Annotated in this window: 20 protein-coding genes; 3 read left to right on the plus strand and 17 right to left on the minus strand. The window is 42.7% G+C overall.

Annotated features, from left to right (window positions below):
- Positions 1 to 97: 97 nt before the first annotated feature.
- From XBJ1_RS15080 to serB, 4 genes are all read right to left on the minus strand, one after another.
- Positions 98 to 823 (minus strand): ATP-binding cassette domain-containing protein, encoded by a 726-nt coding sequence (locus XBJ1_RS15080; RefSeq protein ID WP_012989865.1) that lies wholly within the window; start codon positions 821 to 823, stop codon positions 98 to 100.
- A 674-nt stretch (positions 824 to 1,497) separates the two neighbouring features.
- Entirely contained in the window at positions 1,498 to 2,724 is a 1,227-nt protein-coding gene (nadR, locus tag XBJ1_RS15085) for a multifunctional transcriptional regulator/nicotinamide-nucleotide adenylyltransferase/ribosylnicotinamide kinase NadR (RefSeq protein WP_012989866.1), read from the minus strand.
- A 561-nt stretch (positions 2,725 to 3,285) separates the two neighbouring features.
- The gene (radA, locus tag XBJ1_RS15090; protein ID WP_012989867.1) at positions 3,286 to 4,668 is read right to left on the minus strand and encodes a DNA repair protein RadA; all 1,383 of its coding nucleotides are present in this window, start codon (positions 4,666 to 4,668) and stop codon (positions 3,286 to 3,288) included.
- A 46-nt stretch (positions 4,669 to 4,714) separates the two neighbouring features.
- Positions 4,715 to 5,692 (minus strand): phosphoserine phosphatase, encoded by a 978-nt coding sequence (gene serB, locus XBJ1_RS15095; protein WP_012989868.1) that lies wholly within the window; start codon positions 5,690 to 5,692, stop codon positions 4,715 to 4,717.
- A gap of 116 nt (positions 5,693 to 5,808) precedes the next feature.
- Between serB and XBJ1_RS15100 the strand changes: the two genes are divergently transcribed.
- Both XBJ1_RS15100 and XBJ1_RS15105 read left to right on the plus strand, forming a co-directional pair.
- On the plus strand, positions 5,809 to 6,471 hold the full coding sequence (locus XBJ1_RS15100; RefSeq protein ID WP_012989869.1) for a YtjB family periplasmic protein: 663 nt from the start codon (positions 5,809 to 5,811) through the stop codon (positions 6,469 to 6,471).
- A 232-nt stretch (positions 6,472 to 6,703) separates the two neighbouring features.
- Positions 6,704 to 7,315, plus strand: coding sequence for a tyrosine-type DNA invertase (locus XBJ1_RS15105; RefSeq protein ID WP_041573278.1), 612 nt, complete (start codon positions 6,704 to 6,706; stop codon positions 7,313 to 7,315).
- A 394-nt stretch (positions 7,316 to 7,709) separates the two neighbouring features.
- On the opposite strand, the gene XBJ1_RS15110 is transcribed toward XBJ1_RS15105, so the two are convergent.
- The 13 genes from XBJ1_RS15110 to XBJ1_RS15170 form a co-directional block, all read right to left on the minus strand.
- A complete protein-coding gene (locus XBJ1_RS15110; RefSeq protein WP_012989872.1) occupies positions 7,710 to 7,988 on the minus strand; it encodes a helix-turn-helix domain-containing protein in 279 nt (92 codons plus the stop codon).
- A gap of 17 nt (positions 7,989 to 8,005) precedes the next feature.
- The gene (locus tag XBJ1_RS15115) at positions 8,006 to 8,842 is read right to left on the minus strand and encodes a hypothetical protein (RefSeq protein WP_012989873.1); all 837 of its coding nucleotides are present in this window, start codon (positions 8,840 to 8,842) and stop codon (positions 8,006 to 8,008) included.
- A gap of 66 nt (positions 8,843 to 8,908) precedes the next feature.
- On the minus strand, positions 8,909 to 9,457 hold the full coding sequence (locus XBJ1_RS15120; RefSeq protein ID WP_232503286.1) for a fimbrial protein: 549 nt from the start codon (positions 9,455 to 9,457) through the stop codon (positions 8,909 to 8,911).
- Between the two features lie 124 nt (positions 9,458 to 9,581).
- A complete protein-coding gene (locus XBJ1_RS15125; RefSeq protein ID WP_038199259.1) occupies positions 9,582 to 10,340 on the minus strand; it encodes a fimbria/pilus periplasmic chaperone in 759 nt (252 codons plus the stop codon).
- 125 nt (positions 10,341 to 10,465) lie between these two features.
- Positions 10,466 to 13,126 (minus strand): outer membrane usher protein, encoded by a 2,661-nt coding sequence (locus tag XBJ1_RS15130; RefSeq protein ID WP_230578794.1) that lies wholly within the window; start codon positions 13,124 to 13,126, stop codon positions 10,466 to 10,468.
- A 605-nt stretch (positions 13,127 to 13,731) separates the two neighbouring features.
- Complete coding sequence (locus XBJ1_RS15135) at positions 13,732 to 14,274, minus strand: fimbrial protein (RefSeq protein ID WP_012989877.1); 543 nt, start codon at positions 14,272 to 14,274, stop codon at positions 13,732 to 13,734.
- Positions 14,275 to 15,004: 730 nt separating this feature from the next.
- Positions 15,005 to 15,721 (minus strand): purine-nucleoside phosphorylase, encoded by a 717-nt coding sequence (gene deoD, locus XBJ1_RS15140; protein ID WP_012989878.1) that lies wholly within the window; start codon positions 15,719 to 15,721, stop codon positions 15,005 to 15,007.
- A 73-nt stretch (positions 15,722 to 15,794) separates the two neighbouring features.
- Positions 15,795 to 17,018: a phosphopentomutase gene (deoB, locus tag XBJ1_RS15145; protein ID WP_012989879.1), complete on the minus strand. Its 1,224-nt coding sequence runs from the start codon at positions 17,016 to 17,018 to the stop codon at positions 15,795 to 15,797.
- A gap of 83 nt (positions 17,019 to 17,101) precedes the next feature.
- Entirely contained in the window at positions 17,102 to 18,436 is a 1,335-nt protein-coding gene (deoA, locus tag XBJ1_RS15150) for a thymidine phosphorylase (RefSeq protein WP_012989880.1), read from the minus strand.
- A gap of 84 nt (positions 18,437 to 18,520) precedes the next feature.
- Complete coding sequence (gene deoC, locus XBJ1_RS15155; RefSeq protein ID WP_012989881.1) at positions 18,521 to 19,300, minus strand: deoxyribose-phosphate aldolase; 780 nt, start codon at positions 19,298 to 19,300, stop codon at positions 18,521 to 18,523.
- A 406-nt stretch (positions 19,301 to 19,706) separates the two neighbouring features.
- A complete protein-coding gene (locus XBJ1_RS15160; RefSeq protein WP_173346425.1) occupies positions 19,707 to 20,972 on the minus strand; it encodes a NupC/NupG family nucleoside CNT transporter in 1,266 nt (421 codons plus the stop codon).
- Between the two features lie 354 nt (positions 20,973 to 21,326).
- A complete protein-coding gene (locus tag XBJ1_RS15165; RefSeq protein ID WP_012989883.1) occupies positions 21,327 to 22,097 on the minus strand; it encodes a TatD family hydrolase in 771 nt (256 codons plus the stop codon).
- Positions 22,098 to 23,213, minus strand: a complete 1,116-nt coding sequence (locus XBJ1_RS15170) for a patatin-like phospholipase family protein (protein ID WP_012989884.1) — start codon at positions 23,211 to 23,213, stop codon at positions 22,098 to 22,100.
- Positions 23,214 to 23,538: 325 nt separating this feature from the next.
- Here XBJ1_RS15170 and XBJ1_RS20975 point away from each other — a divergent pair.
- Positions 23,539 to 24,233 (plus strand): IS1 family transposase gene (locus XBJ1_RS20975; RefSeq protein WP_143827646.1). Its coding sequence is split into 2 segments (ribosomal slippage): positions 23,539 to 23,794 and positions 23,794 to 24,233, totalling 696 coding nucleotides; the frame shifts between segments, so codons are not numbered across the junction.
- Positions 24,234 to 24,517 lie beyond the last annotated feature (284 nt).

Below are 24,517 nucleotides of genomic sequence, written 5' to 3' on the forward strand. Positions count from 1 at the left end.
CCTGATATCAGGCCGTTTTTCCGAGTTGACTTATTCCCTTTCTCTTTCAAATTGCTGTCTTGTTGGCTGCAACTTGAAATTTATTGGGATATAACAACTACACCATCACTCTTTTTTCTTGAAAGGATTCATAAGTCTTAACGACCTTCCCCCTTTCTAACGTAATCATACTATCAGCGTATTGAACCAGGCGGTTATCTTGAGAAGCAATCACAACCGTGCCTTTTTGTTCGTGTGCAATAAATTTAAAGATATCAACGAACATCTGAAGCTCCTGATGACCCAAGTTACGTGTCGGATCATCGGCAAATAGATATTCAGGTCTTCTGACTATTGCTCTTGCCATCGCAGCCAGCTGTTTTTCATTTTCAGATAACTCTCCAGGGTAATAACGGCTCTTATGACCCAATTTGACGATATCCAATGATTTCTGCGCGATTTTTGTCGCTTGCTCACTAGAAAGTGTTAATCCATAAGAAGTTGATAATAACAAGTTATCTAAGAGCGTTAGTTTATTGGATAAATTAAAGTCATGAAAAATAAACCCGCTATTTTCAGAATGAAACTTTCCTAATTCGATATCATTCATTAGTTTCAATTTGTTATTATTGATTAATACATCTCCTTGATCTGGTTGTAACATACCCGATGCAATCGATAGCAATGTGCTATTGGTCGATGCTTTCGGGCCTGTTATCAAAGTAATTTCACCTGGTATAATAGAAAATGTGATATCTGAAATCATTTCATGATTAACTGAATTGCTAGTCAAACCATATGAAATATTGATAACATCAATCGATTTAAATTGATTTAAGTTCATATTCTCAACACAATTAGGTTAAAAGATTAAAGCTTTTTCCTTAACATATGCTGCCTAAATTAATTTGTAATACTACTAATGTCTATTAGACATTGTACAAATAAAAATAGTTTATATGTGAAACATCCTGATAAGGATAGACTCATATTATGTCAATTATTATTTACAATGAGCATATAATAAATAAGATATTTCTTAATCTTAGAATAAAAATCTAACAATATTAATTAATTACGACTAAGGCAAATACAAGTTAAATAAAAATAGCATAAGTTTTCTATTTTTATTCCATTTAGATAATAAGGAATAAAATCATCATGATTGCTTTAGTAGTTCAATATTTTCTTTGCATCACCTCCATCTTTGGTAAAACACCTAATACATTTGTGGGTTTATTAATAACTAATAAATTTTATATAAATAAATCAATAGGCCTGTTCATTAAATGACTTATTTCTCTACAATTCAAGTCAAAACGATAGAATTCAAGTATCAAAAAATATTATTATCACAATTTATTTTATTGCTATTGTAAAAATAACCACAAGAAACATTCAATTAAAGTTAGTTAAGAATAAAAAACAAGACACTAAGAATCACTGTGGGAAATAAATAGCCATAAGTTAATCATGATAATAATATAAGTTAAATCTATTTTTATATATAAAAGTTAGTTACGCCATTAACATTTGTTGAACTAACTCAACACAACGCAGAAAACGCTGATCATAGTCCGCTGAGTCGATACAAACATAATCGATGTTATTTTTCTTCAGCAAACTCTCAAGTAACTGCTGAAACTCTTTACGTTCCCGTTCACTACCTAAACTTCTCAGCCCATCAGCCACCCACGGGGTGTTATTTTCTAACAGAATGACCAGATCAAATCGATACTCATCAATCATCGCCTGTACAAAGGGGTGCTCTTTTCCTTCATAACGCTTGCAAAATGCCTGAGTCGTCACGAAATCAGTGTCAATAAAAGCAACTTTATTAGCATATTTTACTGAAAAATCAATATATTGTGCATGACCCAAGGCGATTTTATCGTAATCTGAGTATTGCAGAGCCATTTCATCCCCTCCCAAGTGTGAGAACACGTATTCTCGCCCATATTCCCATACGCTGGTTGTGTTAAACATATTGGCTAACTTGTTCACCAGTGTGGATTTACCACTCGACTCACCACCCAGAATTGCGACGGTGCGCACAAAAAATGGTTTCACTTCTGTTGGAATATATTCCCAATAGCGGAAAGGTGCCTGTCGTATCTGGCTGCCGCTGATATTCATGAATGAACGTTGTGGATCAATAAGGATAGTTTCAATACCGAAATATTCTTTATAACGTGCCACATCCTGCGCTTCACTGGAATAGATATATTCAGGATTGATGCTCTTTTCTGCCATAAACCCTTTAACTCCCTGGCTCCATACTCCCCAACCATTCGGATAAGGCTCCATGCCATGTTCATCAAAAGCGTGAATGTGGATATTTTTTTGATATTTGAACGTTTGTAAAAGCCATCTCAGGCGGTCACTGACTGTGGGTTGCTGAGACATAGAACTATTAATGAACAATTCACGATCCCGCAATTCGTCATAACAGAGAACGACGTGCAATTCATCGACCTGACTGGATGCCCGCTGGATCAAATAAATATGCCCAGTATGCAACGGGTAAAATTTACCAAACACTACACCGACTGTTTTCTTTTCCATGGGATACGCTAATTCTAAATATTGATGAATAGATGCCAGTTTCTGCGCACTCGGGCTCTTTATTTTGCCGTTAATGAGCTGACTCAAATAGCCTTTTGTCATTCCACAGGCATCAGCCACTTGCTGCAATGTGTAATTCGCCTGTTTAATCGCTTCTTTTAAGTAGTCAAATTGTCCCATAAAACCCCCTGCGTTTAGTATACTAAACAAAATAACACGCTTGTTGTGAAAGGTAAAAACAAAACTGGTTGTTTATTGGTATTTTGGGATAAAATCTTGTTATTTTAACCATTAAAAGTATTTAAAATTAAATAATTTAAAATATTCATAAAATAAAACAAAAAAACATTAAGTTATTAGTTTAAGCAAAAGGTTAATTAAAAAATTAATTATTGAATGCAATATGTAAAATCTTGCCGAACCACAATGAAATTTATGCTGTTATCTTTTTAATTAAATCTCACTGTAATTTCATAGGGTATTTATTATAGATAAATAATTTAATTCGGTAAGAATAGGAAAATTTGAGTAGTATAACGTACCACTAGCTGATTTTTTATTTGAAATAAATGAATAAAAATATCACTCGAAAATTCGCATATTTATTTGAGTCGGAGGTGAAAATTGAATTTCCTAAAAACCAAACTATTAGGAAAAAATGGGGCAGTTATTGAAAAGGTGTCTGACTACCTGCCACAGTCAACGTGATGATAGCAGGCAATCAGACAGGTGCTTAATCAGTCAATCCAACTCATCCAGCACAGATAGTGCATCAGCCAATTTTTTGACGCCAAAGACTTTCATTTCTGGCAATGTTTTTTTCGGCATGTTGGCGTGAGGCACAATAGCGCGTTTAAAACCATGTTTAGCTGCTTCTGAAATGCGTTCCTGACCGCTGGGGACGGGGCGAATTTCCCCTGCCAGACCGACTTCACCAAATACCACAAGATCACGAGGTAAAGGACGATCACGGAAACTGGAAACCAAAGAAAGCAATAATGCAAGATCAGCACTGGTCTCTGTCACTTTCACCCCGCCAACGACGTTAACAAAGACGTCTTGGTCAGCCATTTGCAAACCACCATGCCGATGTAAAACAGCCAGTAGAATCGCCAGACGATTTTGTTCAAGCCCTACAGCGACGCGACGCGGATTAGGCATCATGGAGTGATCAACCAGCGCCTGAACCTCCACTAGCAAAGGACGGGTGCCTTCCCATACGATCATCACGGAACTTCCCGACGTAACCTCATCTCCTCGGCTCAAGAAAATCGCCGAAGGGTTACTCACTTCCCGCAATCCCTGTTCAGTCATGGCAAACACGCCCAGCTCATTTACTGCACCAAAACGGTTTTTATGACTGCGCAGAGTGCGAAAACGGGAATCCGCCTCACCATCCAGCATTACCGAGCAATCTATGCAGTGCTCCAACACTTTTGGCCCCGCCAGGGAGCCATCTTTTGTCACATGCCCAACCATGATAATGGCCACACCACGTGTTTTCGCGAACCTCGTCAAATAAGCCGCAGTTTCTCTGACCTGCGCGACACTGCCCGGTGAAGATTGAATATCCGCCATGTGCATGACTTGAATAGAGTCGATCACCATCAGTTTAGGCTGTTCCTGCTCGGCAATCAGACAAATCTGCTCAATGCTCGTTTCTGACAGCATATTCAATTTATCCGTCGGCAATCCCAACCTATGTGCCCTCATTGCCACCTGCTGCAATGATTCTTCCCCTGTCACATACAGAGTTTTCATCTGTTCAGATAACTGACACATGATCTGTAATAGCAGAGTACTTTTCCCCGCACCAGGATTACCGCCAATCAAAATTGCGCTGCCGGGGACAACGCCACCACCCAGCACACGGTCAAATTCTTTAAACCCAGTCGAAAATCGCGGCAATTCTTCCAGACTGATTTCAGCGAGTTTCTGCACTTTGCTGATACTGACTTCTCCCGCGTAGCCACTGAAACGCTCACTGCGGGAAGATGAAGCGGCGGCCAAACGCACTTCCGTAATGGTATTCCATGCGTGACATGCGGTACATTGCCCCTGCCAGCGGGGATAATCCGCGCCACATTCATTACAGACAAATGCCCTTTTTACTGCTTTTGCCACTATGTACTCCCTTATATGGCTGCTTTTGGCGGCCAGAAAACTCACATTAACGCTCTTCGTGTTTTAAACCACCGCTCAAAACACACAGAACACCCATCAAATCAGCATGGCGAATACCTACTTTGGCCTGTGTATACACTTTAGGTTTTGCATGATAGGCAATCCCCAGCCCCGCCTTGCGGATCATTTTCAAGTCGTTAGCACCATCCCCAATGGCCACAGTTTGACTCAGTGGGATACCCAGCTCTTTTGCCAGCCGTACCAACGTGGTTGCCTTGTATTTTGCATCGACAACCGGCCCTTTGACCTTGCCCGTCAATTTGCCATTTTTGACCTCAAGCTGATTGGCAACCGCAGCAAACAGGCGTAGCTGCTGACGAAGGTTATCCGCAAAGAAGGTAAAACCTCCCGATGCAATCGCCACATGCCAATCCAGCGACTGTAACTTGCGGACAAGACTCGTCAGTCCTGGCATAAGGGGAAGGGTTTCCATCACCTGCTGCAATATTGATGCATCTGCACCTGCCAGTTGAGCAACCCGTTCACGCAGGCTTTCGGAGAAGTCCAGCTCTCCCTGCATCGCGCGCTCCGTGATAGCAGCCACCTTATCGCCGACGCCCGCCAAACGGGCAATTTCATCAATACACTCAATCTGAATGGCAGTCGAATCCATATCCATCACTAACAAACCCGGTGAACGCAGGCGTGGGATCTGTCCCAGAGGAACGACATCAAGGCTGCACTCATCTGCCAACCGTTTAATACGTGGGGAAGGGCTGCCGGCAATGCGGACAACTTGATAATCATCAATACGCCATGAAGAAACCACGACAATGGCAACTCCCAGACGGTGCTGAAAATCGCTAATACGCTGTTTATCCAAACCGCGGCCGTACAGTAACCAGCCACTATCCCCTGCGCGATAGTCCAGCGGCATCACTTCGTCGCCACTGAGGGATAACGGTAATCCCGGCCATTTATGGATCTCATCAGGTAGATAACGGTAGGCCAGATTATTAGACATAAACATCGACTCCTGTAATTCCGTGTAATTTTGGCAGGCAAAAAATGCTTTTCAAACTATCCTATCAATACAGCATCTGGCAACATGATGTGTTCCAAAGCATGGATGGAATAACGATGATCAAAGCAAAACTGAAATTTCGACTGCACAAGACGGCGATTATCTTAATATGTATAGCACTGCTGGTATTACTGCTGCAGGGCGTCTCCTATTTTAGTCGTTCTCAGCAACAGGCTCAGGTAAATCAGTTTGAAGATCTGGCGAAAACTCTGGCAAAACAGGTAGCATACAGCTTGTCTGATTATATGGAGAATGACAGCAAAGATCTTAATAATAAGAAGATTGTAGCCAGTCTGGACTATCTGACCAGCAAAAGTCGCATTTTGGATGCCAGTGTTTATCTGGAAAATGGCACCCAGATCGCGCGGAGCGGTGAACCTATTTCTGTTCGTGACCGGTTATCGTTAGATGGCAAAAAATCCGGCAGCTATTTCAATCAGCAACTCGTTGTCCCCATACCAGGCAAAAATGAACCAAAAGGTTTTCTCCGCCTGACACTGGATAGCCACAGGCTGGAAACAGAAGCCAAGCAGGTGGATAATACGACGAATGTACTCAGGATCATGATCCTGTTGGCATTGGCGATTGGGTTTGTTCTGGCACATAACTTACTACGACTCACCCCCAGCCGCTGGCAGCAGTCACCTTATCTCTTGACCGCCAATACTAAATCCCCTGATGAGGATCGGGACAATAAAAGCGACGTTTCTCAACGCTGACCTTCTTCCCCCATTCATCATTTCATCTGAATTCGGCATAAACACTGAATTCAGATGGTCTTATTTTCTATTTTTCCTGCATAACCCCCTATTTTTACAGATAAATGACTGTGTATTTTTATCATCACATCATTTATTACTAAACCCTGATGTTGCAGTCTGTGAATAATCAGCAAGAATCATATTAGGTATCTTTGATAATCATAAGGAATCAAATACTGTGTCAAACATCATGCAAAAACGTAATTATTTAACCCACTCGGAGATTGAAATACTCCTCAAAGAGTTGGGAAAACACCCTCATGCTGAACGAAATATATGCATGATATTTATGGGCTTTATTCATGGATTCCGAGTTTCTGAATTGCTTGGGTTAAAGCTTTCTGATGCGGATTTGGAGGGGAAAAAGCTACGTGTACAGCGCCTGAAAAATGGTTTTTCCACAATTCATCCGATGGTGATGCGGGAGGTTCAACTGATACGCCAGTGGCTTGCCCAACGTCAGAAGTACAAAAACAGTGAGCAGAATGACTGGTTATTTTTGTCACGTACAGGGGTACCGATGTCCCGTCAGCAATTTTATAAAATCATCCGACAAACGAGTTTACAGGCCAATTTAGCGGTTTGCGCGAATCCGCACATGCTACGACATTCCTGCGGCTACGCGCTGGCGGACAATGGCGTGGACACCCGCTTGATTCAGGACTATTTAGGACATCGGAATATTCGCCATACTGTACGTTATACCGCAAGTAATGCGGGTCGTTTCGGGGCTATCTGGCAGGAAAGAGGGAAACGAAAATTGTCTACAATTAGTACCAAACTGTTAACTGAAGATGATTAATCCTAGTTTTTATATTTTTTAAGTTAATTATTCCAACATAATTAATTGTTTTAATTTATATGACTTTCGATATGAGACAATTTAAATGAGTATTCACCGACGTAGAAAAACAGGAGAACTCTGATGATGGAGTAAGGGGGATATGACACATAAAAAGAAGGGGTTATTTTCTACATTGTAATCAATCTATTACATTGATTCTTTCGGATGAAATGAGAATAAACGGATTGCAAAAAGTAGGATAATTGACGGGTTAACAGTTTGGTACTAATTGTTAACCAAATACCTTATTTAAGTCACTTATTATCTGATGGGTATTTCTGGCAAAAAAAAAGCCATTCCTAACAGGAATGGCTTTGACTTATCGATTTATTCATTTTTTTTCTATCTGATATCAATATAAGTCCAAAATTGTTTCCGCCACAAAAGCATATTGATTCTTAACAGAGACTTGGGTTTTATTGAAGCAATCTTCCAAAAACCAATCAGCGGGCGTTTTCAAAGCAATGGAAACATCAACCAAATGTTCCAGACTGATTTTATTGGTTCCTCGTTCATAACGCGACAATTGCTGTTGGCTAACGCTAATTCTGTCCGCCAGCTCTGCTACTGTCATCCCAATTTCTTTCCTTTTTATTTGGATTCGTTTTCCTACCAGCATACTGACCCGCATGATATCTTTACTCTCAATTAGTTATAACTTAATAAAACGACTGCGATGCCTTCATATTTACCGGCTTTTGGTGGTGTGAGCGTGCGCAATATGGATGTCAGCGTGAAATTTTCCGGTTGATCTCTTCCTTTCGCTTTAAAAGACACACCATCCATTGCTTCCCGCCCATTAATCTGCAATGTGGAATACATCTGTCTGTTAGAATCCAAATAAATTTTTGCTTCTCTACCGATTGAGAAACCTTCTAATCGGAAATCTCCTTTAAGAGCACATTTCACCTGCCCCGTGATCGAACGTGTCGCATTATTAACGTCTGATGCTTTTAATGCGCCATAAGCAATTTCAGAAGGCACAGAAATAGAGCAACTCTGATTTTGCGGGGGTAATTTACCGCAAGTGGAGTTAGGGAATTTTTCCGCTGTACCATGAAAAGGGTGTGTTCCATAGGAGTAGAACAATCCTACACAATCAGCATTCCGATTCGTGATGGTAAATGTTGCTCTAAAAGGAATACCCAGTTTCCTTTTATACGCCCGCATGACTTCTGCAGCGGTACGATAGCGATTGGCATCATCCAAACACGCACCGGCATCCATGCAGGAACCATACATACCTGGCTTATTGCCATTCATATACAAAACATCAGGCCCGACATAACATTTATTACTACCATAACAAGGGTTTGGCGCCCCTTCCTCCTCTGTCCAGGCAATAATTTCCATGGTTGTGATGGCCTGATTACCGAATGGTTGAGTATCAACCGCCATAACATAAGCACCACCATAGGCATATGAGGTACTTAAGAAAAACAACAATGCTACAAACTTCATCAGTGATTTCTTAATATGGCGCATAATTTATTCCCCTAAATAGCATCAGACTCTGGCTAAAAATTGTGAGCGAAAAATAAGTCAGCATAATTACTCATAACTGACTTCAAAGGTCGCAATTGCATTGAATGCACCAGCACCAATCCTATTGTGCTGGAGGGCGCCGGGTTCAGCTTGTACATACGCTCGGAACGGAATCACATTGCTGCTACTGGTACGAGAAAGCGGAAATTTACTGACTTTGTTAAAAGGAAGTGGTTTACCATCTATGCTCTCCATACCAATAGCAGCACCGGAAGCACCGCTGCCAGCACCGAATGCCAGCAATCCGGGCAGTGTACGACTCTCTGGCCCCATAAACTTGATCTTGAGGCTTTGTGCGACCCGAGGATCACACTCCTCCAGATGCAGTTCGAAATTCTGGCCTGGAGTGCGATAGTTCTGATAAAGGTCACGGTTAAGAATGCGACCCAAATATACCTCCATCGCTTTATCTTCTGTCTTAATCACACAGGGAGCAGCGAGTACAGTCAGCGTAATTTTGACATCCTGGCGCAGACTATCTTGTGCATAGGCACTTTTCTGGCCACCAATGCCGAAAATAAACAGGGCTGACAGTACATATTTGGATAGCTTCATATTTAACGGACTCATTACTCTTTACCCCAACATTTACCCAAAGAAAGCCATTGCTATCCGGTTAATGAGACTTTAGATTTCCCATCAGCATGACAACTGATGGGACGTTATCCACAAGGTTCGATCAGTTTTCTTCAACTGTGGTTTTCGCAACCGTGCAGGTATCACCATTACAGCTGAATGTCAGCTGTGGACGTCCGCCATAATCATTGACATAGGTCAGTACTGGCTTATTGCCCAGCGCACTGAGGTCTGCCCCGAGTTTTTCACTACTTCTGGGTGCCAGCATCAAAGGTTGAAAACCATCGATATTCTTACCATTAACCTTATTAGAGGCTTCCGAAATGGTGACGTAATAAGATGTCGGGTTATTTACCAGATATTGATTTCCCTGACGGGTTAAAGTGAGCTTCTCCTGCCATGGGTTATCAAGGTCGATACGGCGAGCGACGACGGCTTCCGGGCGATAGAACAATTTAACCCGGGTTTGTAACGCAATTTGCAGCACATTAGGTTTATTGCTGCGTGGTGGAATTTCACGCAAATTGAAATAGAACAGGCTTTCTCTGTCTTGAGGCAATTCGGCTATTGTCGGTAATGTCTGAATTTTGACTTGGCTCTTCGCTCCGGCTTCAACACGCTGTACAGGAGGAACAACCACGAGCGGACCGTTAATCTTATTCCCCTTATCATCTTCAATCCATGCCTGTGCCAGATAAGGTAAATCGACATGCTGGTTTTCGATATTCAAGCTAACAGACTTGACATCCCCATTAAAAATTACCCGGGTACGATCCAGCGCCATCGCAGCCATTGCCTGATAAGCGGGCATCAGGCTTGTCAACGTTAGAGCGGTTACCATTAGAATTTTTTTCATTTTCATTATTGCTTGCCCATTCTCAAAGAGATTCGTTTTTAGATTGCTCTGCTAACAACAGTACTTTCCATGTTAAATCAGCAACATAATACGTCACTTCAATTCAATTTTCTGACTTGTCTTATTGCAATTTACTGATGTTCACCTTTTAAAAACTGACAAGGTAGCAAGAATGAAGTCAAAGAGGCTTCGGATATTTCCTGCGGTACGGTGATTTCACACTGAGCCCCGCCATTCCAATGCACCTGCAATTTCTCACCTGCATTCATTCCACTCAGATAGGCATACCCATCATCACTGACAATCCCAATTTCGCGTTGAGCTGTGTTCATGACAGAAGCGCCAAAAGGTGGAAATGAACCATCAGGCAAACGGATAACAGTCATCGCCTTCATTCCTGACATTACCTGGAACTTCCGATAACCAATCGCGCCTTCCGTCAGGGTTGCCTGTTGTACAGAACGCAGGGCTTCTACGTTATCCGGCAAATGGTCTAAATCGATATTTGCAGAATTGCGGTAATAGTGATTGACATCCACTAGCACTGCCTTACCAAAGTAGTTTGTATGAACGACAGAGCCAAACCCCCTGACCGGTACATCACTAACCCCTTCCGTATCCACCATCAGGCGAGTTGCACCAGGAAGATTGATACGATGCAATGCTGCGCCATTTGCTGTCACGGTCACTCCACCTCGAAGACCAAGTGCTGCGGAGGTATGCCCGCCATCCTGATAACTGGCACTGGCAGACAGCAACGTTTTGTCACCATAATGGGTGTAATAACCATCTGCGGCAGCCTTACCACCGATGCTGCTACCCGCAGAGATACGATAGTTATTTCGTTCATCAATGCGGTTGAAATAACTAGCCATATGCGAATTACCCTGACGATTGGCCAAACCGTTATAGCTAAGTGTTCCGCTATCTCCCCACGGAATAGACAGATTCAGATACACGCCATCATCTTTTTTATTGTCAAAATTGTTGCGATAGGCGGATAAGTTCACATTGATATTTTTATAACGCCCAATATCCAAATATTTGGACAGTGATATGTTATAGCGATCATTTGTTGGCCTGTTCCAGTAGGTTTGATGGCTATAGTTAATATGGGCATTAAGACCAAGATCCTTAAATTGCTTACTGAAAATCAGGGTATAAAGTTCTTTTCCATTGTCAGAGTTAACATCGCGGTAACGGCGGTCGATGTATTGCGCCATACTCATAAAATTACGCTCGGAGAAACGATAGCCCGCGAATGTCACCTGACTATTGTATTGCTCGAAACGTTTCGAATAACTGAGGCGATATGAACCACCCGTAAAGGTTTTATTCTCTTTCGGTATTCTTGCCCTTGATTCCGTGATGTCAAAAGACAGCGCACCAAACATCATCAAGTCACGGCCGATCCCCAGAGACAAGGCGTTGTAATCCCCTGCTCCCAGCAATCCACCATACAATGACCAACCGTTATTAATTCCCCAGGAAAATTCACCCAATCCAAATGCGGGTCCTTCCCGACGATGTTTGTCATTGGTCGATTGCCCACCGACCAATTTATACTGCACGCGTCCGGGGCGAGTCAGATAAGGAACCGTAGCCGTATTAACCTGAAATTCCTGTATGCCACCATCCTGTTCTTCTACTCTGACATCCAGATTACCCGTTACTGCATCACTGAGATCCTGAATGCGGAACGGGCCGGGAGCGACCTGAGTTTCATACAACACTCGCCCCTGCTGACGCACTGTCACCTTAGCATTGGTTCTCGCGACTCCGGAAACTTCGGGGGCGTATCCACGCAAGTTTGGCGGCAACATATTGTCATCAGTGACCAGACTCAACCCCGTATAACGGAAACTGTCGAAAATATTGGAATTCAGGTAATCTTCCCCAAAAGTCAATTGAGCCTGAAGGTGAGGTATGGCGCGGTACATGTAGTAACGGCTCCAATTCCAATCACGCTCTCTTTCTCCAGAAGCGCCCTGCTTATTATCCTTGGTTTTCGAGTGGTTATAATTAGCCTGCCAATCAGCCCGAAAACGCCATGCTCCCGCATTCATACCCGCCGTTCCGTTGGCACTCACCTGTTGATTGCTGCTGCCATGAGTAGGTTTAGACGTCTGCGCATTGACGTTATAGTCAAACAGCACCCCAGGCACACCATTATCCCAGCGGGAAGGCGGGTCCCAATCCGGTAGGTCATATTCCAAATAGATCTGTGGAACAATTAAATACAGAGTATAAGTTGCCAGCTCTCCTCTGGCTGACATACCTGGCAAGCTACTGAGATCAAGACATTTCCCATCATTCTGCCAACCTAACTTTCCTGCCCACTCCTGTTTCAATGCTATTTGCTTCACCAGTTCAGGGGATATGCAGGCTTCGCTGTTTTTGGGATCATCGGGTTGCGAGGTAAAATCAATCGAATACATGTCCGGAAATTCATTTTTATTCATCCGGACACCCATAATATAGTTACCGGGCATGATATAGCCTGCTCGGGAAAATTTATCCAAATCGATATTGGCACGTTCACCGACATCCAGCGCGTCGATATTGAATTCAATTGATGGATTAGAATATGCGGTCTGCATACCCGCCAGTGCAAACAAAACCAATGCCGAAAGAGGTTTAATTCTATTTTTTAAGTGGACTGGTTTTATTCTATTAACTACTTTCGCTTTATTATCTACTGTTTTTTTATTAGCGACGTTCTCTTTATTAATGTTGTTTTTTATATTAATAGCTGAAAAATGATGATTCATGGAATTTGAAAACAAAGCCATAGCACCCTCTGAACGATGAATCGTTAATAATCCAATTTGAATTTAGCCGCTGCCTGATGTTGCCAAACGAGTGAGAATATAGGGCTTCTCACCTGATACATGGCATTATTAAATTCCATCGATTTAAATTGAAGATCTCGACTGGTACTGGTGTCACAGAGGTAGCCATATGTCCTGCTTATCCGTCATATCTCACGCTTTCTCTTCTTTGTGCTTTACGGATTTTACCGTACAGCGGGAAGTAGAGGAAAAATGTCACTACAGGTATGCCATTAAAATTACATCAAAATGGCTAATAGCTTGGTTTTCCGAGTACAGCCAATTAGAGAGAATGCCATTGGTTAAATAAAAAAGGGTATTTCAATTTACATCTATCACAGATAATTCCGTTAATAGCACACGTTGATGACTTAATTTTCAATAATATTGACTTAAATCAATAAAACAGATCCTGCTACATCATATTGTAGTAATCTTCTGCTAACGTGTTATATCCGAGAAATACCCTGAATAAACTATCAATTATCAGGAAACCTATAATAACAATGGCGGTTAGTTTCCTGATATTCAATGACTAAAAATTACCCGTTAACTAATGAATAATATTACAGGTAGTTTAAAGTAAAGTTTGCGATGGCAGTGAATTCACCTGGTTTGATTTCATTCTGATTTTTACCATCTGCTCCCTGTACTGTAGTAAGGCGTTTCAGATGAGCGGCGAAATTCAGATCATTGCTACCTTCGTGCAGAGAAAATTTATCTGATTCTGTACCCAGAGGAATAATTTTACCGCCAGCATTGGTGATGGCAATTGCAGCTCCGGAAGCCGTCCCTTCAATGCCTAACAAACCTTTCTCATCAGCTTCTGCGCCAGTAAAGGTTGTTTTCACACCGTTTTTTGTTTCAGTAGTACAGTTTTGTAATTCAATTTTGAACGCTTTAGATGCTGAACGGCCACCTTTTTCCAGGATACTGTTAGAAACTGCGCCCAGATCAACGTCAATATTGGTGTTTTTGATTGAGCAAGGTGCATCAATAATAGAACCGCTGAATTTAACTGTGCCGCTACCTTGGTTAGCTGCGCTTGCTGCACCAGCCGTCAAAGCTACACCAAAACCCAGAACCATCGCCAATTTATTAAGTTTCATAATTTAATTTATGCCCTTTAATTTAAAGATATAGATACTCATAGCCAAAAGGAAGCCGAAGCACAGAAATGAATTTCTGACACTTAGGCGTATGATTATTTAGTTTTTTGACAGAATTAATAACAGGTCAAAATAAACCAAACTGGCAATATCATTCTACAGAATAAGTCTTAAGTCAAATTTCAGGCAATAAAACTAAGGATCTGCGTTAACTTCATATTAAATATGAGTTTTTATAAAAAAGTACGTGGAATGAGTAGTATATTTTACTAATAATTTTTTAAATTTGGACTATTCCCCTGAGTTATATCGAGCAACGATCAGTAATTTAGGATCTTAGTTTGCGTTGCTTTATTATTCAATGTTACCACTCTGAAATAAAAAAATATTTTATTATATCGACATAAGCCTAAGTTATGGTTTTTATTATTGAATTTATGGCTTTAGTTGAAATAAAACTAAAATATTTACCTAATTAAGATAATTAACAAGCTAATTACTAATTTAAAATATCACTAAATGCAAATGGTTCTAATTTTGTTAAATTTGGTTTTTTATTCATTTTTTAAACAAATTAGTCCGAAATTAAGCAATCCATTAAATGAATAGTTAAAGCTTATCTTTAACAAAATCGAATACATCAACATAAAATTTAATAAATAAAAAAGCTCTTTCCAATTATGGAAAGAGCTTTTAATATTAATTAAATAATAAAACTATTTATTATTTTTTAATTATCACCTAATAAAATTGATTCAAGCGCAATTTCAATCATATCATTGAACGTTGTCTGGCGCTCTTCTGCCGAGGTTTGTTCGCCAGTACGGATATGGTCAGAAACGGTGCAGATTGCCAATGCCTTGGCACCAAATTCTGCTGCTACACCGTAAATACCCGCCGCTTCCATTTCAACGCCCAGAATGCCATATTTTTCCATCACATCGAACATTTGTGGATCTGGTGTATAGAAAAGATCTGCTGAGAAAATATTACCGACACGAGCGTTGATATTCTTCGCCTTCGCTGCATCAACTGCATTACGAACCAGATCAAAGTCAGCAATCGCCGCGAAATCATGATCTTTAAAACGCAGGCGGTTTACTTTGGAATCAGTGCATGCCCCCATACCAATCACAATATCACGAATTTTGACATCGTGGCTGACTGCACCACAGGAACCAATGCGAATAATCTTTTTAACACCAAATTCGGTGATCAACTCTTTAGCATAGATAGAGCAGGATGGGATACCCATACCGTGACCCATGACAGAGATCTTGCGGCCTTTGTAAGTACCGGTGAAGCCCAGCATACCGCGAACATCGTTAACTTGGCGGACATCTTCTAAAAAAGTTTCCGCAATGTATTTTGCCCGCAATGGATCGCCTGGCATCAAAACAACATCAGCAAAATCGCCCATCTCAGCATTAATATGTGGGGTAGCCATAAATCTATTCCTTAATTTTATTACGTATCAAAACAGATGAAAATCAGGGCAGCCCGTTGGCTGCCCTGAAAAACTAGAACATCACTTTACCGTAATCCATTGGCGTCAGGTCGAAGTATTTCGCCACTGTCTGGCCAATGTCAGCAAACGTTTCACGATGTCCTAATGAGCCAGGTTTAACTTTTGGCCCATAAACCAGCACTGGAATATGTTCACGAGTGTGATCCGTACCCGGCCAGGTTGGGTCACAACCATGGTCGGCCGTCAGGATCAGAATGTCATCTTCTTTAACCAGTTTCAGCATTTCTGGCAAGCGACGATCAAATAGTTCCAACGCCGCTGCATAGCCTGCTACGTCACGACGGTGACCGTAAGAGGAGTCAAAATCAACAAAGTTGGTAAATACGATGGTGTTATTCCCAGCCTGTTCCATTTCAACCAATGAAGCGTCAAACAGTGCATCAATTCCCGTTGCCTTGACCTTTCTGGTGATACCGACGTTAGCGTAGATATCTGCAATCTTGCCAATAGAAACAACTTCACCCTGTTTTTCGTCAACCAGTTTTTTCAGAACGGTTGGCGCTGGGGGTTCAACCGCCAAATCATGACGATTACCGGTACGCTGAAAATCGCCAGCCTTGTCACCCACAAATGGACGGGCAATGACCCGGCCGATGTTATAATCACCCATGTTCAACTCTTCACGAGCAATTTCACAGAGTTCATACAGCCGATCCAAGCCGAATGTTTCTTCATGGCAGGCAATCTGGAACACGGAATCCGCAGAGGTATAGAAAATCGGCTTGCCGGTTTTCATGTGCTCTTCGCCCAAGTTATCCAGAATAACTGTACCGGAAGAGTGACAGTTACCCAGATAGCCCGGCAGATTAGCGCGTTCAACCAGCTTATCCAGCAATTCTTGTGGGAAACTGTTGTCTAAATCCTGAAAATAGCCCCAATCGAACAGAACCGGAACCCCCGCAATTTCCCAGTGGCCTGATGGCGTGTCTTTACCAGAAGAAAGTTCACTCGCATAGCCGTAGGCTCCAATAATTTCAGCATCTTGATCCAAACCTATCGGGAAGGTTCCACTGGATTCCTCTGTTGCTTTACCCAACCCCAAACGGCTCAGGTTTGGCAACTGCAATGACCCTTTACGACCGATATCAGCCTCACCACGGGCGCACTGTTCTGCGATATGCCCTAAAGTGTTAGATCCTTTGTCACCAAATTTCTCTGCATCTGCACTCGCACCGATGCCAAAGGAATCCAATACCATGATGAACGTACGTTTCATAATTTTCTCCTGCGTCAGTCAATTCACGCTATCAATGCGGAAACTGTCGGCTGTTAAAATCTATTTTCATTATTCGTGATGATTTAGCCATCAATATGGCGGTAAACCATCCGTGTGGCGGCTTTTGTTTCGGTATTCACATCAATTCCCAAAACGATGGACTTACGTACGACCTCCGCCGCTTCCTGCCAGTCATTTTCACTATTGGCATAAATCATTGCCAGAGGAGTATCTGCGTTCACTTCTGCTCCAAGTGCAACGATATCACTCAGCCCCACACTGTAATTAATAGGGTCAGTGGCCTTGCGACGACCGCCTCCCAATGCAACCACAGACATTCCCAATGCCCGCGTATCCATTTCAGTAATTATGCCATTTTGCCCGGCAAACACCGGTTTGCTAAAAGGGGCAGTCGGTAGATAACGAGCATAATTTTCGACAAAATCGATCGGGCCTTTTTGTGCTGCTACCATACGCTCAAAGGTTTCAGCCGCTTTGCCATTGTCCAGCACTGCCTGCAATTTACGGCGTGCTTCGGCACGATCAGCCGCCAGATTACCCGATACCAGCATTTCCGCAGACAATGCCATAGTGACTTCAAATAACCGAGGATTACGGTATTCTCCAGTCAGAAATTGAACGGCTTCACGCACTTCTAGCGCATTACCGGCACTGGATGCCAAAACTTGATTCATATCCGTCAACAACGCGGTTGTCTTGCAACCTGCACTATTAGCAACGCCAACGATGGATTCTGCCAGTTGTTCTGACTGTTCATAAGTCGGCATGAATGCTCCAGAGCCCACTTTCACATCCATAACCAGCGCATCCAATCCCTCAGCCAGTTTTTTGCCTAAAATAGAGGCCGTAATTAAAGGGATGGAATCAACGGTAGCAGTGATATCACGAGTCGCATAAAAACGTTTGTCCGCAGGTGCCAGCAAGTTAGTCTGCCCGATAATCGCAACACCTACATCTCGGATAATGTCACGGAAGCGCTGTTCATCAGGAAAGATGTCAAAGCCGGGGATGGATTCCAATTTATCCAGTGTTCCCCCGGTATGCCCCAAACCCCGTCCTGATATCATCGGTACGTAACCCCCACAGGCGGCTACCATCGGACCCAGCATCAGAGAAGTCACATCGCCGACACCCCCCGTCGAATGTTTATCTACGATCGGGCCATGCAAATTCAATTTTTTCCAATCCAGAACCGTACCGGAATCGCGCATTGCCAAAGTCAGAGCCACACGCTCTTCCATCGTCATATCATGGAAATAAATGGTCATCGCCAGTGCAGCAATCTGTCCTTCAGAAACGGTATTATCACGAACCCCGTTAATAAAGAAACGGATCTCTTCTTCATTCAACCGGTGACCGTCCCGTTTTTTGCGGATAATTTCCTGTGCCAGAAACAAAGCGACCTCCTAATCATCATTATCTGAAAAGAATGGTAGTAATGCACTTTATCTTAACGTGCATTCAATGTGTTGTTATTGATCTTAATAACCACTACTTTGCTTTTGGCTCTGATGTCCAAGTGCTGTCAATAAATTGCTCAACAGACTGGAAGCCCCAAAACGGAAATGACGGGAGTCGGCCCATTGATCCCCCATGATACGAGCAGACAGTGCCAGATATTGTGCGGCTTCTTCGGCTGTACGCACACCTCCGGCAGGTTTAAAGCCAACAGTTTCACCTACGCCCATGTCGCGGATCACACTGAGCATAATTTCTGCGCTTTCCAGTGTCGCATTGACAGGGACTTTGCCTGTTGAGGTTTTGATAAAATCCGCACCTGCGTCGATTGAAATTTCAGAGGCTTTGCGGATCAGGTTTTCTTCTTTCAACTCACCTGTTTCAATAATCACTTTCAGCCAAACACCGGATGCAGCGCAGGCATCTTTGCAGGCTTTAACTAAATCGAAGCCAATCTGTTCATTACCTGCCATCAAGGCGCGGTAGGGGAAAACCACGTCAACTTCATCTGCGCCATAAGCAATGGCTGCTCGAGTTTCAGCCAGTGCAAGATCGATATCATCGTTGCCGTGCGGGAAATTGGTCACTGTGGCAATGCGAATGTCTGGAGTACCCTGTTCACGCAATACTTTACGTGCGGCAGGAATAAAACGTGGATAGATACAGATAGCGGCAGTATGACCCGCCGGGCTTTTTGCCTGATGACAAAGTATCGCCACTTTCTCATCCGTATCATCATCATTGAGTGTCGTTAAATCCATCAAACTCAGCGCACGCTGAGCAGTTGCGGTTAAATCGGTCATAAAACTCTCCAACGGTATTATTATCGTGACTGAACCCGTTCACACATTCTTTTGAACGATTGTTTTGAACGATTAGTTAGTTCGTTTGTTGGCGAGCGGACTTGGTTCCTTGAAGATGTTGCCATAATTATGCACAACAGCAACAGTAGAGCTCCTTCTCTCCGCACTATACTTTCTTCAGCTTTTACTGCCCCGGAGGGCATCAACTTAATCCATAAAGTCTTGGCACATCATTATTTGAACATGTAAATGCCGAATAATTCGCGTTACAAATCACACTAATCGAATGAGCATTGCAATGATAGACATTTTATTGTGATTAGTATCACATCAAACAGTTTCAGGAAAAACAAAAGCAGGTGAGATTATCTCACCTGCATTCAATTTGATACGCAATTCCTGCGTCTTATAACGCGAGGAAGAACCCAGCAATGGTTGCACTCATCAAGTTAGAGAGTGAACCGGCCAGTACGGCTTTCAGACCAAAACGTGCAATGTCTCCACGACGATTTGGCGCCATACCACCTAAACCTCCCAGCAGAATAGCGACAGAAGACAGGTTGGCGAAGCCACACAGTGCAAAGGAAATAATCGCTTTGGTATGATCAGAAAGCACTTGCAGACCTGCGGCCTGAACGACCTCGTTCGGTTTCAGATATTCACCAAAGTTCATGAACGCCACGAACTCATTGACTACTATTTTCTGGCCGATGAAAGAACCTGCAACAGTCGCTTCATTCCACGGTACACCAATCAGGTAGGCGACTGGTGAGAACGCCCAGCCCAGAATCAGTTCCATGGACAGTTGAGGATAGTTGAACCAGCCACCGATACCACCCAGCATACCATTCAGTAAGGCAATCAAGGCGGTGAATGCCAGCAGCATTGCTCCCACGTTCAGAGCCAGTTGCATACCCGATGCCGCACCTGATGCCGCAGCATCAATGATATTGGCAGGGCGATCTTCAGCCGCAATCAGCGACATGGCATCGTCGGTGTCGCGTGTTTTTTCCGTTTCCGGCACTAACAGTTTCGCAAATAGCAAGCCACCCGGTGCTGCCATGAATGAAGCGGCAATCAGGTATTCCAATGGAACGCCCATCGATGCGTAGCCAGCCAATACTGAACCTGCCACAGAAGCCAGACCACCACACATGACAGCAAACAGTTCCGATTGAGTCATGGTTGAAATATAAGGACGAACAACCAGCGGCGCTTCAGTTTGGCCGACGAAAATATTTGCAGTCGCAGACAGAGATTCGGTTCGTGATGTTCCCAGCAGTTTTTGCATGCCACCACCGAGTATTTTGATCACAATCTGCATAACGCCGATGTAATACAGAACGGCAATAAGTGAGGAGAAGAAAACGATAATAGGCAGGACGCGCAGAGCAAAGATAAAGCCACCACCACCGAACAGCTCAAACATTTTGTCGGAAACCAGTCCACCAAAGATGAAATCAGTTCCTTTCTGGCCGTATCCAATGACGTTGGAAACGCCTTTTGACATTCCAATCAGAATGTCTTTACCCGCTGGCACATAAAGTACAAATGCCCCAATAGCAACCTGAATCAAAAAGGCGCCCAAGACTGTGCGGATCTTAATAGCTCGGTAATTACTGGAGAAAAGTACTGCGATAAAAATCAGCACTACCATCCCTATCAGGCTCATAATGAGTTGCATTGGAAGAATCCCTGTTCACTGAATGAATGAATAATGAAAAAATATGCCAGTTATATTGTGAGTTCCTACCGGCATTGTGCGAGGCCGATTATACCTAGTAGTAAAAAAGAACAAGCAACTAACATCACAAATTAATACCGCAAAAAGTAATATAAAAACACAAAATGAGATCCAGATCACATAAATCCATCTAGTTTCTAAGGGATTAGATAATTTTGCGGTGAAAAAGGTAATAAAAGGGATAAATGAGTAAAGAAGACCAATTAAGGATTATTAATATTTATTTAATACGGATACTCACTTCCTGTTACCCTAAAAACATATCATTTCTGTGGTTATAAGTCAGCTTAACGCAAATAGTGCCTTGCTGTTATGATAAATCTGATCGGACACTTCATCAGGAGATTCTCGACGCAATTCACACAACGCAGAAAAAACCTGTGCGACTCTTTCTGGTCGGTTCGGCTGCCCTTGGTATCCAGAGAGCGGCATATCAGGTGCATCCGTTTCCAACACAAGGGACGACAGAGGCAGTTGGGAAATTGTACTGCGTGTTTTTTGCGCTCTCTCGTAAGTCATCGTTCCCCCGACACCAATATAAAATCCCAAACGAATAAAAGCCTGTGCCTGAGACAGGCTACCAGCAAAGCCATGAATAACGCCTGTGCGTGGTAAGTCATGTTTTCGTAGTATAGCGGACAGTTGATCATGGCTTTTTCGGGAGTGGAGTATCACCGGCAAATCGTGCCTTTTAGCCAACGCTAACTGTGCTTCCAGCACTCTTTTTTGTTTCTCAAACTGTGGCTCCGGCATATAAAGATCAAGCCCTATTTCTCCTACAGCCACACATTTGGGATTGTTTGCCTTCAGTTTCTGCGCCAGCTCAGCCAAATGAGAACCTTGATGTTCATTGATATACAGTGGATGCAAACCAAACGCGGCATAGATGGAGGGAAAGTCATATGCCAGCGCAGCAACCCGCTGGAAATTCATTTGACTAACTGTGGGGACGATAATGGTTTCCACCCCCGCTTGCCTGGCTTGTTTCAGACTCGTTTGTTCATTCCCTGTAAAGGGAGGAAAATCAAAATGGCAATGTGTATCAATAAACATCTATTTATCCACGTCATCCAATATAATAGAGCCTGTCAGCGGTGTTATACCCTCTTCCTGCACCTCGGTTACCGGACGATTTATGCTGTCCAGCAAGCTATATCGCCTGAAGCCATTATGATTAATCCCATCATTATTTAAACCACTGCGACAGACACCATAACCTTTACGTTTTTCCAACCCAAATTTCCCACCAACAAAGGTATGCCCAATGGTAGCCAAAAAGTATCGCCCACAGCGCCGCCCCAAATGGTAATCCTGATTTAATGCACTGATTCGGCTTCCCAATGCCATCGTAGCCAACGGCGCAGGTGGATAAATTTCAAATACCTGCACATCATCCGGCGGGTTTTTGATAAATTGCTGCGTCCGGCTGTAACTCTTAGCATGGAGATTGATCATCTTGACCATTTTTTGCAGGCTACTGGCTTCCAGCCAGCGCTCCATCCGCTTGAACCACTGCGGGGTATAATAAAGCTGTGAAGGCACTGTCCGGATCACGACAATCGTATCTGCGCCACGGCGATAGGCTTCTTGTACCGGAATCGCATCGCAAATGCCACCATCCTGATAAACCGTGTCACCAAGGGTAACACCATTGCGATAAAACCCCGGAATAGCGCTGGAGGCTTTCAAGATCTCCATCCAATTATGTTCATCAGGGTGAAAGTAATCAGGTTCAAAGTTATCTGCGCGACAGGCACACATGTAGAATTCACGGCCAGCATCAAACTGATGCATTGCAGCAGTGGTATTCAATGGTAATTGTTCAGATATAGTATCAATATACCAATCCAGATCGATCAAATGCCCACCACGGACAAAACGCAACGGATTAAAAAAAGTGGGGGCGGTTGTGTAACGATTGATCACTCTGCGGGCATAACCCCGCTGACCACAAATGTAGGGAGAGATATTCTGGGCACCCGCGGAAGTTCCAAGGAACAATTCAAACGGATTAAAGCCAAGCCGGAGGAATTCATCCAAAACACCTGCGGTAAAAATCCCCCGCTGACCACCACCTTCACAAACCAGGGCAATTTTTCCTGGCTTGATCTGTGATTTATAAGCTAAAGGTTCTATGTTACCCAACGTTATTGGAATATGTTTCCCCACACTTCCTCCTAAAAAATCAATGTCAGTGTCATAGCGTAATCTGAATAATGACTATCTATCAGTATATTGCTGTTCAAACAATACGTTTGTAAAATTTTCGTTAAATAGTGAAAGACAGAGCGTACCATAGATATTGAAGTTTTATTGTAAAAAGAGGAAAGTAAAAATCACCCTGAAGAATCGTTTTCCTACAGGCGTTTTAGGGGATACTGATTACTGACAACCTAGTAAAAATATAAAATACCGAAGCGAAGCTATGTACGAACGGGTCATGTATTAAATGGTTAGTTGCTGTGATATGCTTCCGGCTTTTTAAGGATGAAGTATGGCCAAAGTTGATGTCTATTGCCGTTATTGCCACAAATCAGAACAGGTCAAAGGACATGGGAAAGGAAATGGCGGACATCCTCGTTATCGCTGTTATAGCTGCTGTAAGGTCTTTCAGTTGGCGTATACCTATCAGGCCTGCAAACCCGGCGTTAAAGAACAGATTATCGATATCGCGATGAATAACGGGGGAATTCGTGACACCGCTCGGATCCTGAAAGTCGCCACCGCCACCGTCATGAAAACATTAAAAACCTCAGACCCCGAAACGTAACGACACTTCCCCTTGCGGAATGTGGCATCCAGATTGTCTGTGAAATCGACGAGCAATGGTCGTTTGTCGGCAATAAGAAAAACCAACGCTGGCTTTGGTATGCTTGGGAACCCCGCCTGAAGCGAATAGTGGCTCATGTTTTTGGCGATCGCAGTCGAAAAACGTTAGACAAGCTGCTTACCCTCTTATCTTCCTTTACTATTCGGTTTTACTGCACGGATGACTATGTTGTTTATGACCCACTTCCCGAGGAAGAGCACTTGACTGGAAAGGCGTTTACTCAGCGTATAGAGAGAACGAATTTAACGCATCGTACCCGAATCAAAAGGCTGAATAGAAAAACCATTGGGTATTCAAAATCGGAAGAAATGCACGATAAAGTGATAGGAACCTTTATTGAACGTGAACATTATTTTTAATACCTAATCTAATCATTTAATACATGACCTACGAACGGTACTTTACATACCTGAAAGTATTCTACCCGCTATACAAGTGCTTAACCGAGTAGTAGTACTTCCCTAGAAAGCCATTTTATTATGACAATAAAAAGAAAAAATAAGGAATTTTCCGAAAATATTTTTTAAAACTTAATGAACTCTAAAAATATTAGAATTACATCAGTGAATTTATATTTTCAGTGAGAAAATACCTAGCATTACTATTGATAAATATAATCTTAAACGTATAATAAATTAAATTT

It is taken from the genome of Xenorhabdus bovienii SS-2004 (assembly GCF_000027225.1).
In the GTDB taxonomy this organism is placed as follows: domain Bacteria; phylum Pseudomonadota; class Gammaproteobacteria; order Enterobacterales; family Enterobacteriaceae; genus Xenorhabdus; species Xenorhabdus bovienii_C.

Excerpts from the sequence above, each read along its gene's own strand:
- XBJ1_RS15080 (WP_012989865.1), bottom strand. The coding sequence starts at position 823 with ATGAACTTAAATCAATTTAAATCGATTGATGTTATCAATATTTCATAT.
- nadR (WP_012989866.1), bottom strand. The coding sequence starts at position 2,724 with ATGGGACAATTTGACTACTTAAAAGAAGCGATTAAACAGGCGAATTAC.
- serB (WP_012989868.1), bottom strand. The coding sequence starts at position 5,692 with ATGTCTAATAATCTGGCCTACCGTTATCTACCTGATGAGATCCATAAA.
- XBJ1_RS15100 (WP_012989869.1), top strand. The coding sequence starts at position 5,809 with ATGATCAAAGCAAAACTGAAATTTCGACTGCACAAGACGGCGATTATC.
- XBJ1_RS15105 (WP_041573278.1), top strand. The coding sequence starts at position 6,704 with ATGCAAAAACGTAATTATTTAACCCACTCGGAGATTGAAATACTCCTC.
- XBJ1_RS15110 (WP_012989872.1), bottom strand. The coding sequence starts at position 7,988 with ATGCGGGTCAGTATGCTGGTAGGAAAACGAATCCAAATAAAAAGGAAA.
- XBJ1_RS15115 (WP_012989873.1), bottom strand. The coding sequence starts at position 8,842 with ATGCGCCATATTAAGAAATCACTGATGAAGTTTGTAGCATTGTTGTTT.
- XBJ1_RS15120 (WP_232503286.1), bottom strand. The coding sequence starts at position 9,457 with ATGAAGCTATCCAAATATGTACTGTCAGCCCTGTTTATTTTCGGCATT.
- XBJ1_RS15125 (WP_038199259.1), bottom strand. The coding sequence starts at position 10,340 with ATGAAAATGAAAAAAATTCTAATGGTAACCGCTCTAACGTTGACAAGC.
- XBJ1_RS15130 (WP_230578794.1), bottom strand. The coding sequence starts at position 13,126 with ATGGCTTTGTTTTCAAATTCCATGAATCATCATTTTTCAGCTATTAAT.
- XBJ1_RS15135 (WP_012989877.1), bottom strand. The coding sequence starts at position 14,274 with ATGAAACTTAATAAATTGGCGATGGTTCTGGGTTTTGGTGTAGCTTTG.
- deoD (WP_012989878.1), bottom strand. The coding sequence starts at position 15,721 with ATGGCTACCCCACATATTAATGCTGAGATGGGCGATTTTGCTGATGTT.
- deoB (WP_012989879.1), bottom strand. The coding sequence starts at position 17,018 with ATGAAACGTACGTTCATCATGGTATTGGATTCCTTTGGCATCGGTGCG.
- deoC (WP_012989881.1), bottom strand. The coding sequence starts at position 19,300 with ATGACCGATTTAACCGCAACTGCTCAGCGTGCGCTGAGTTTGATGGAT.
- XBJ1_RS15160 (WP_173346425.1), bottom strand. The coding sequence starts at position 20,972 with ATGAGCCTGATAGGGATGGTAGTGCTGATTTTTATCGCAGTACTTTTC.
- XBJ1_RS15165 (WP_012989883.1), bottom strand. The coding sequence starts at position 22,097 with ATGTTTATTGATACACATTGCCATTTTGATTTTCCTCCCTTTACAGGG.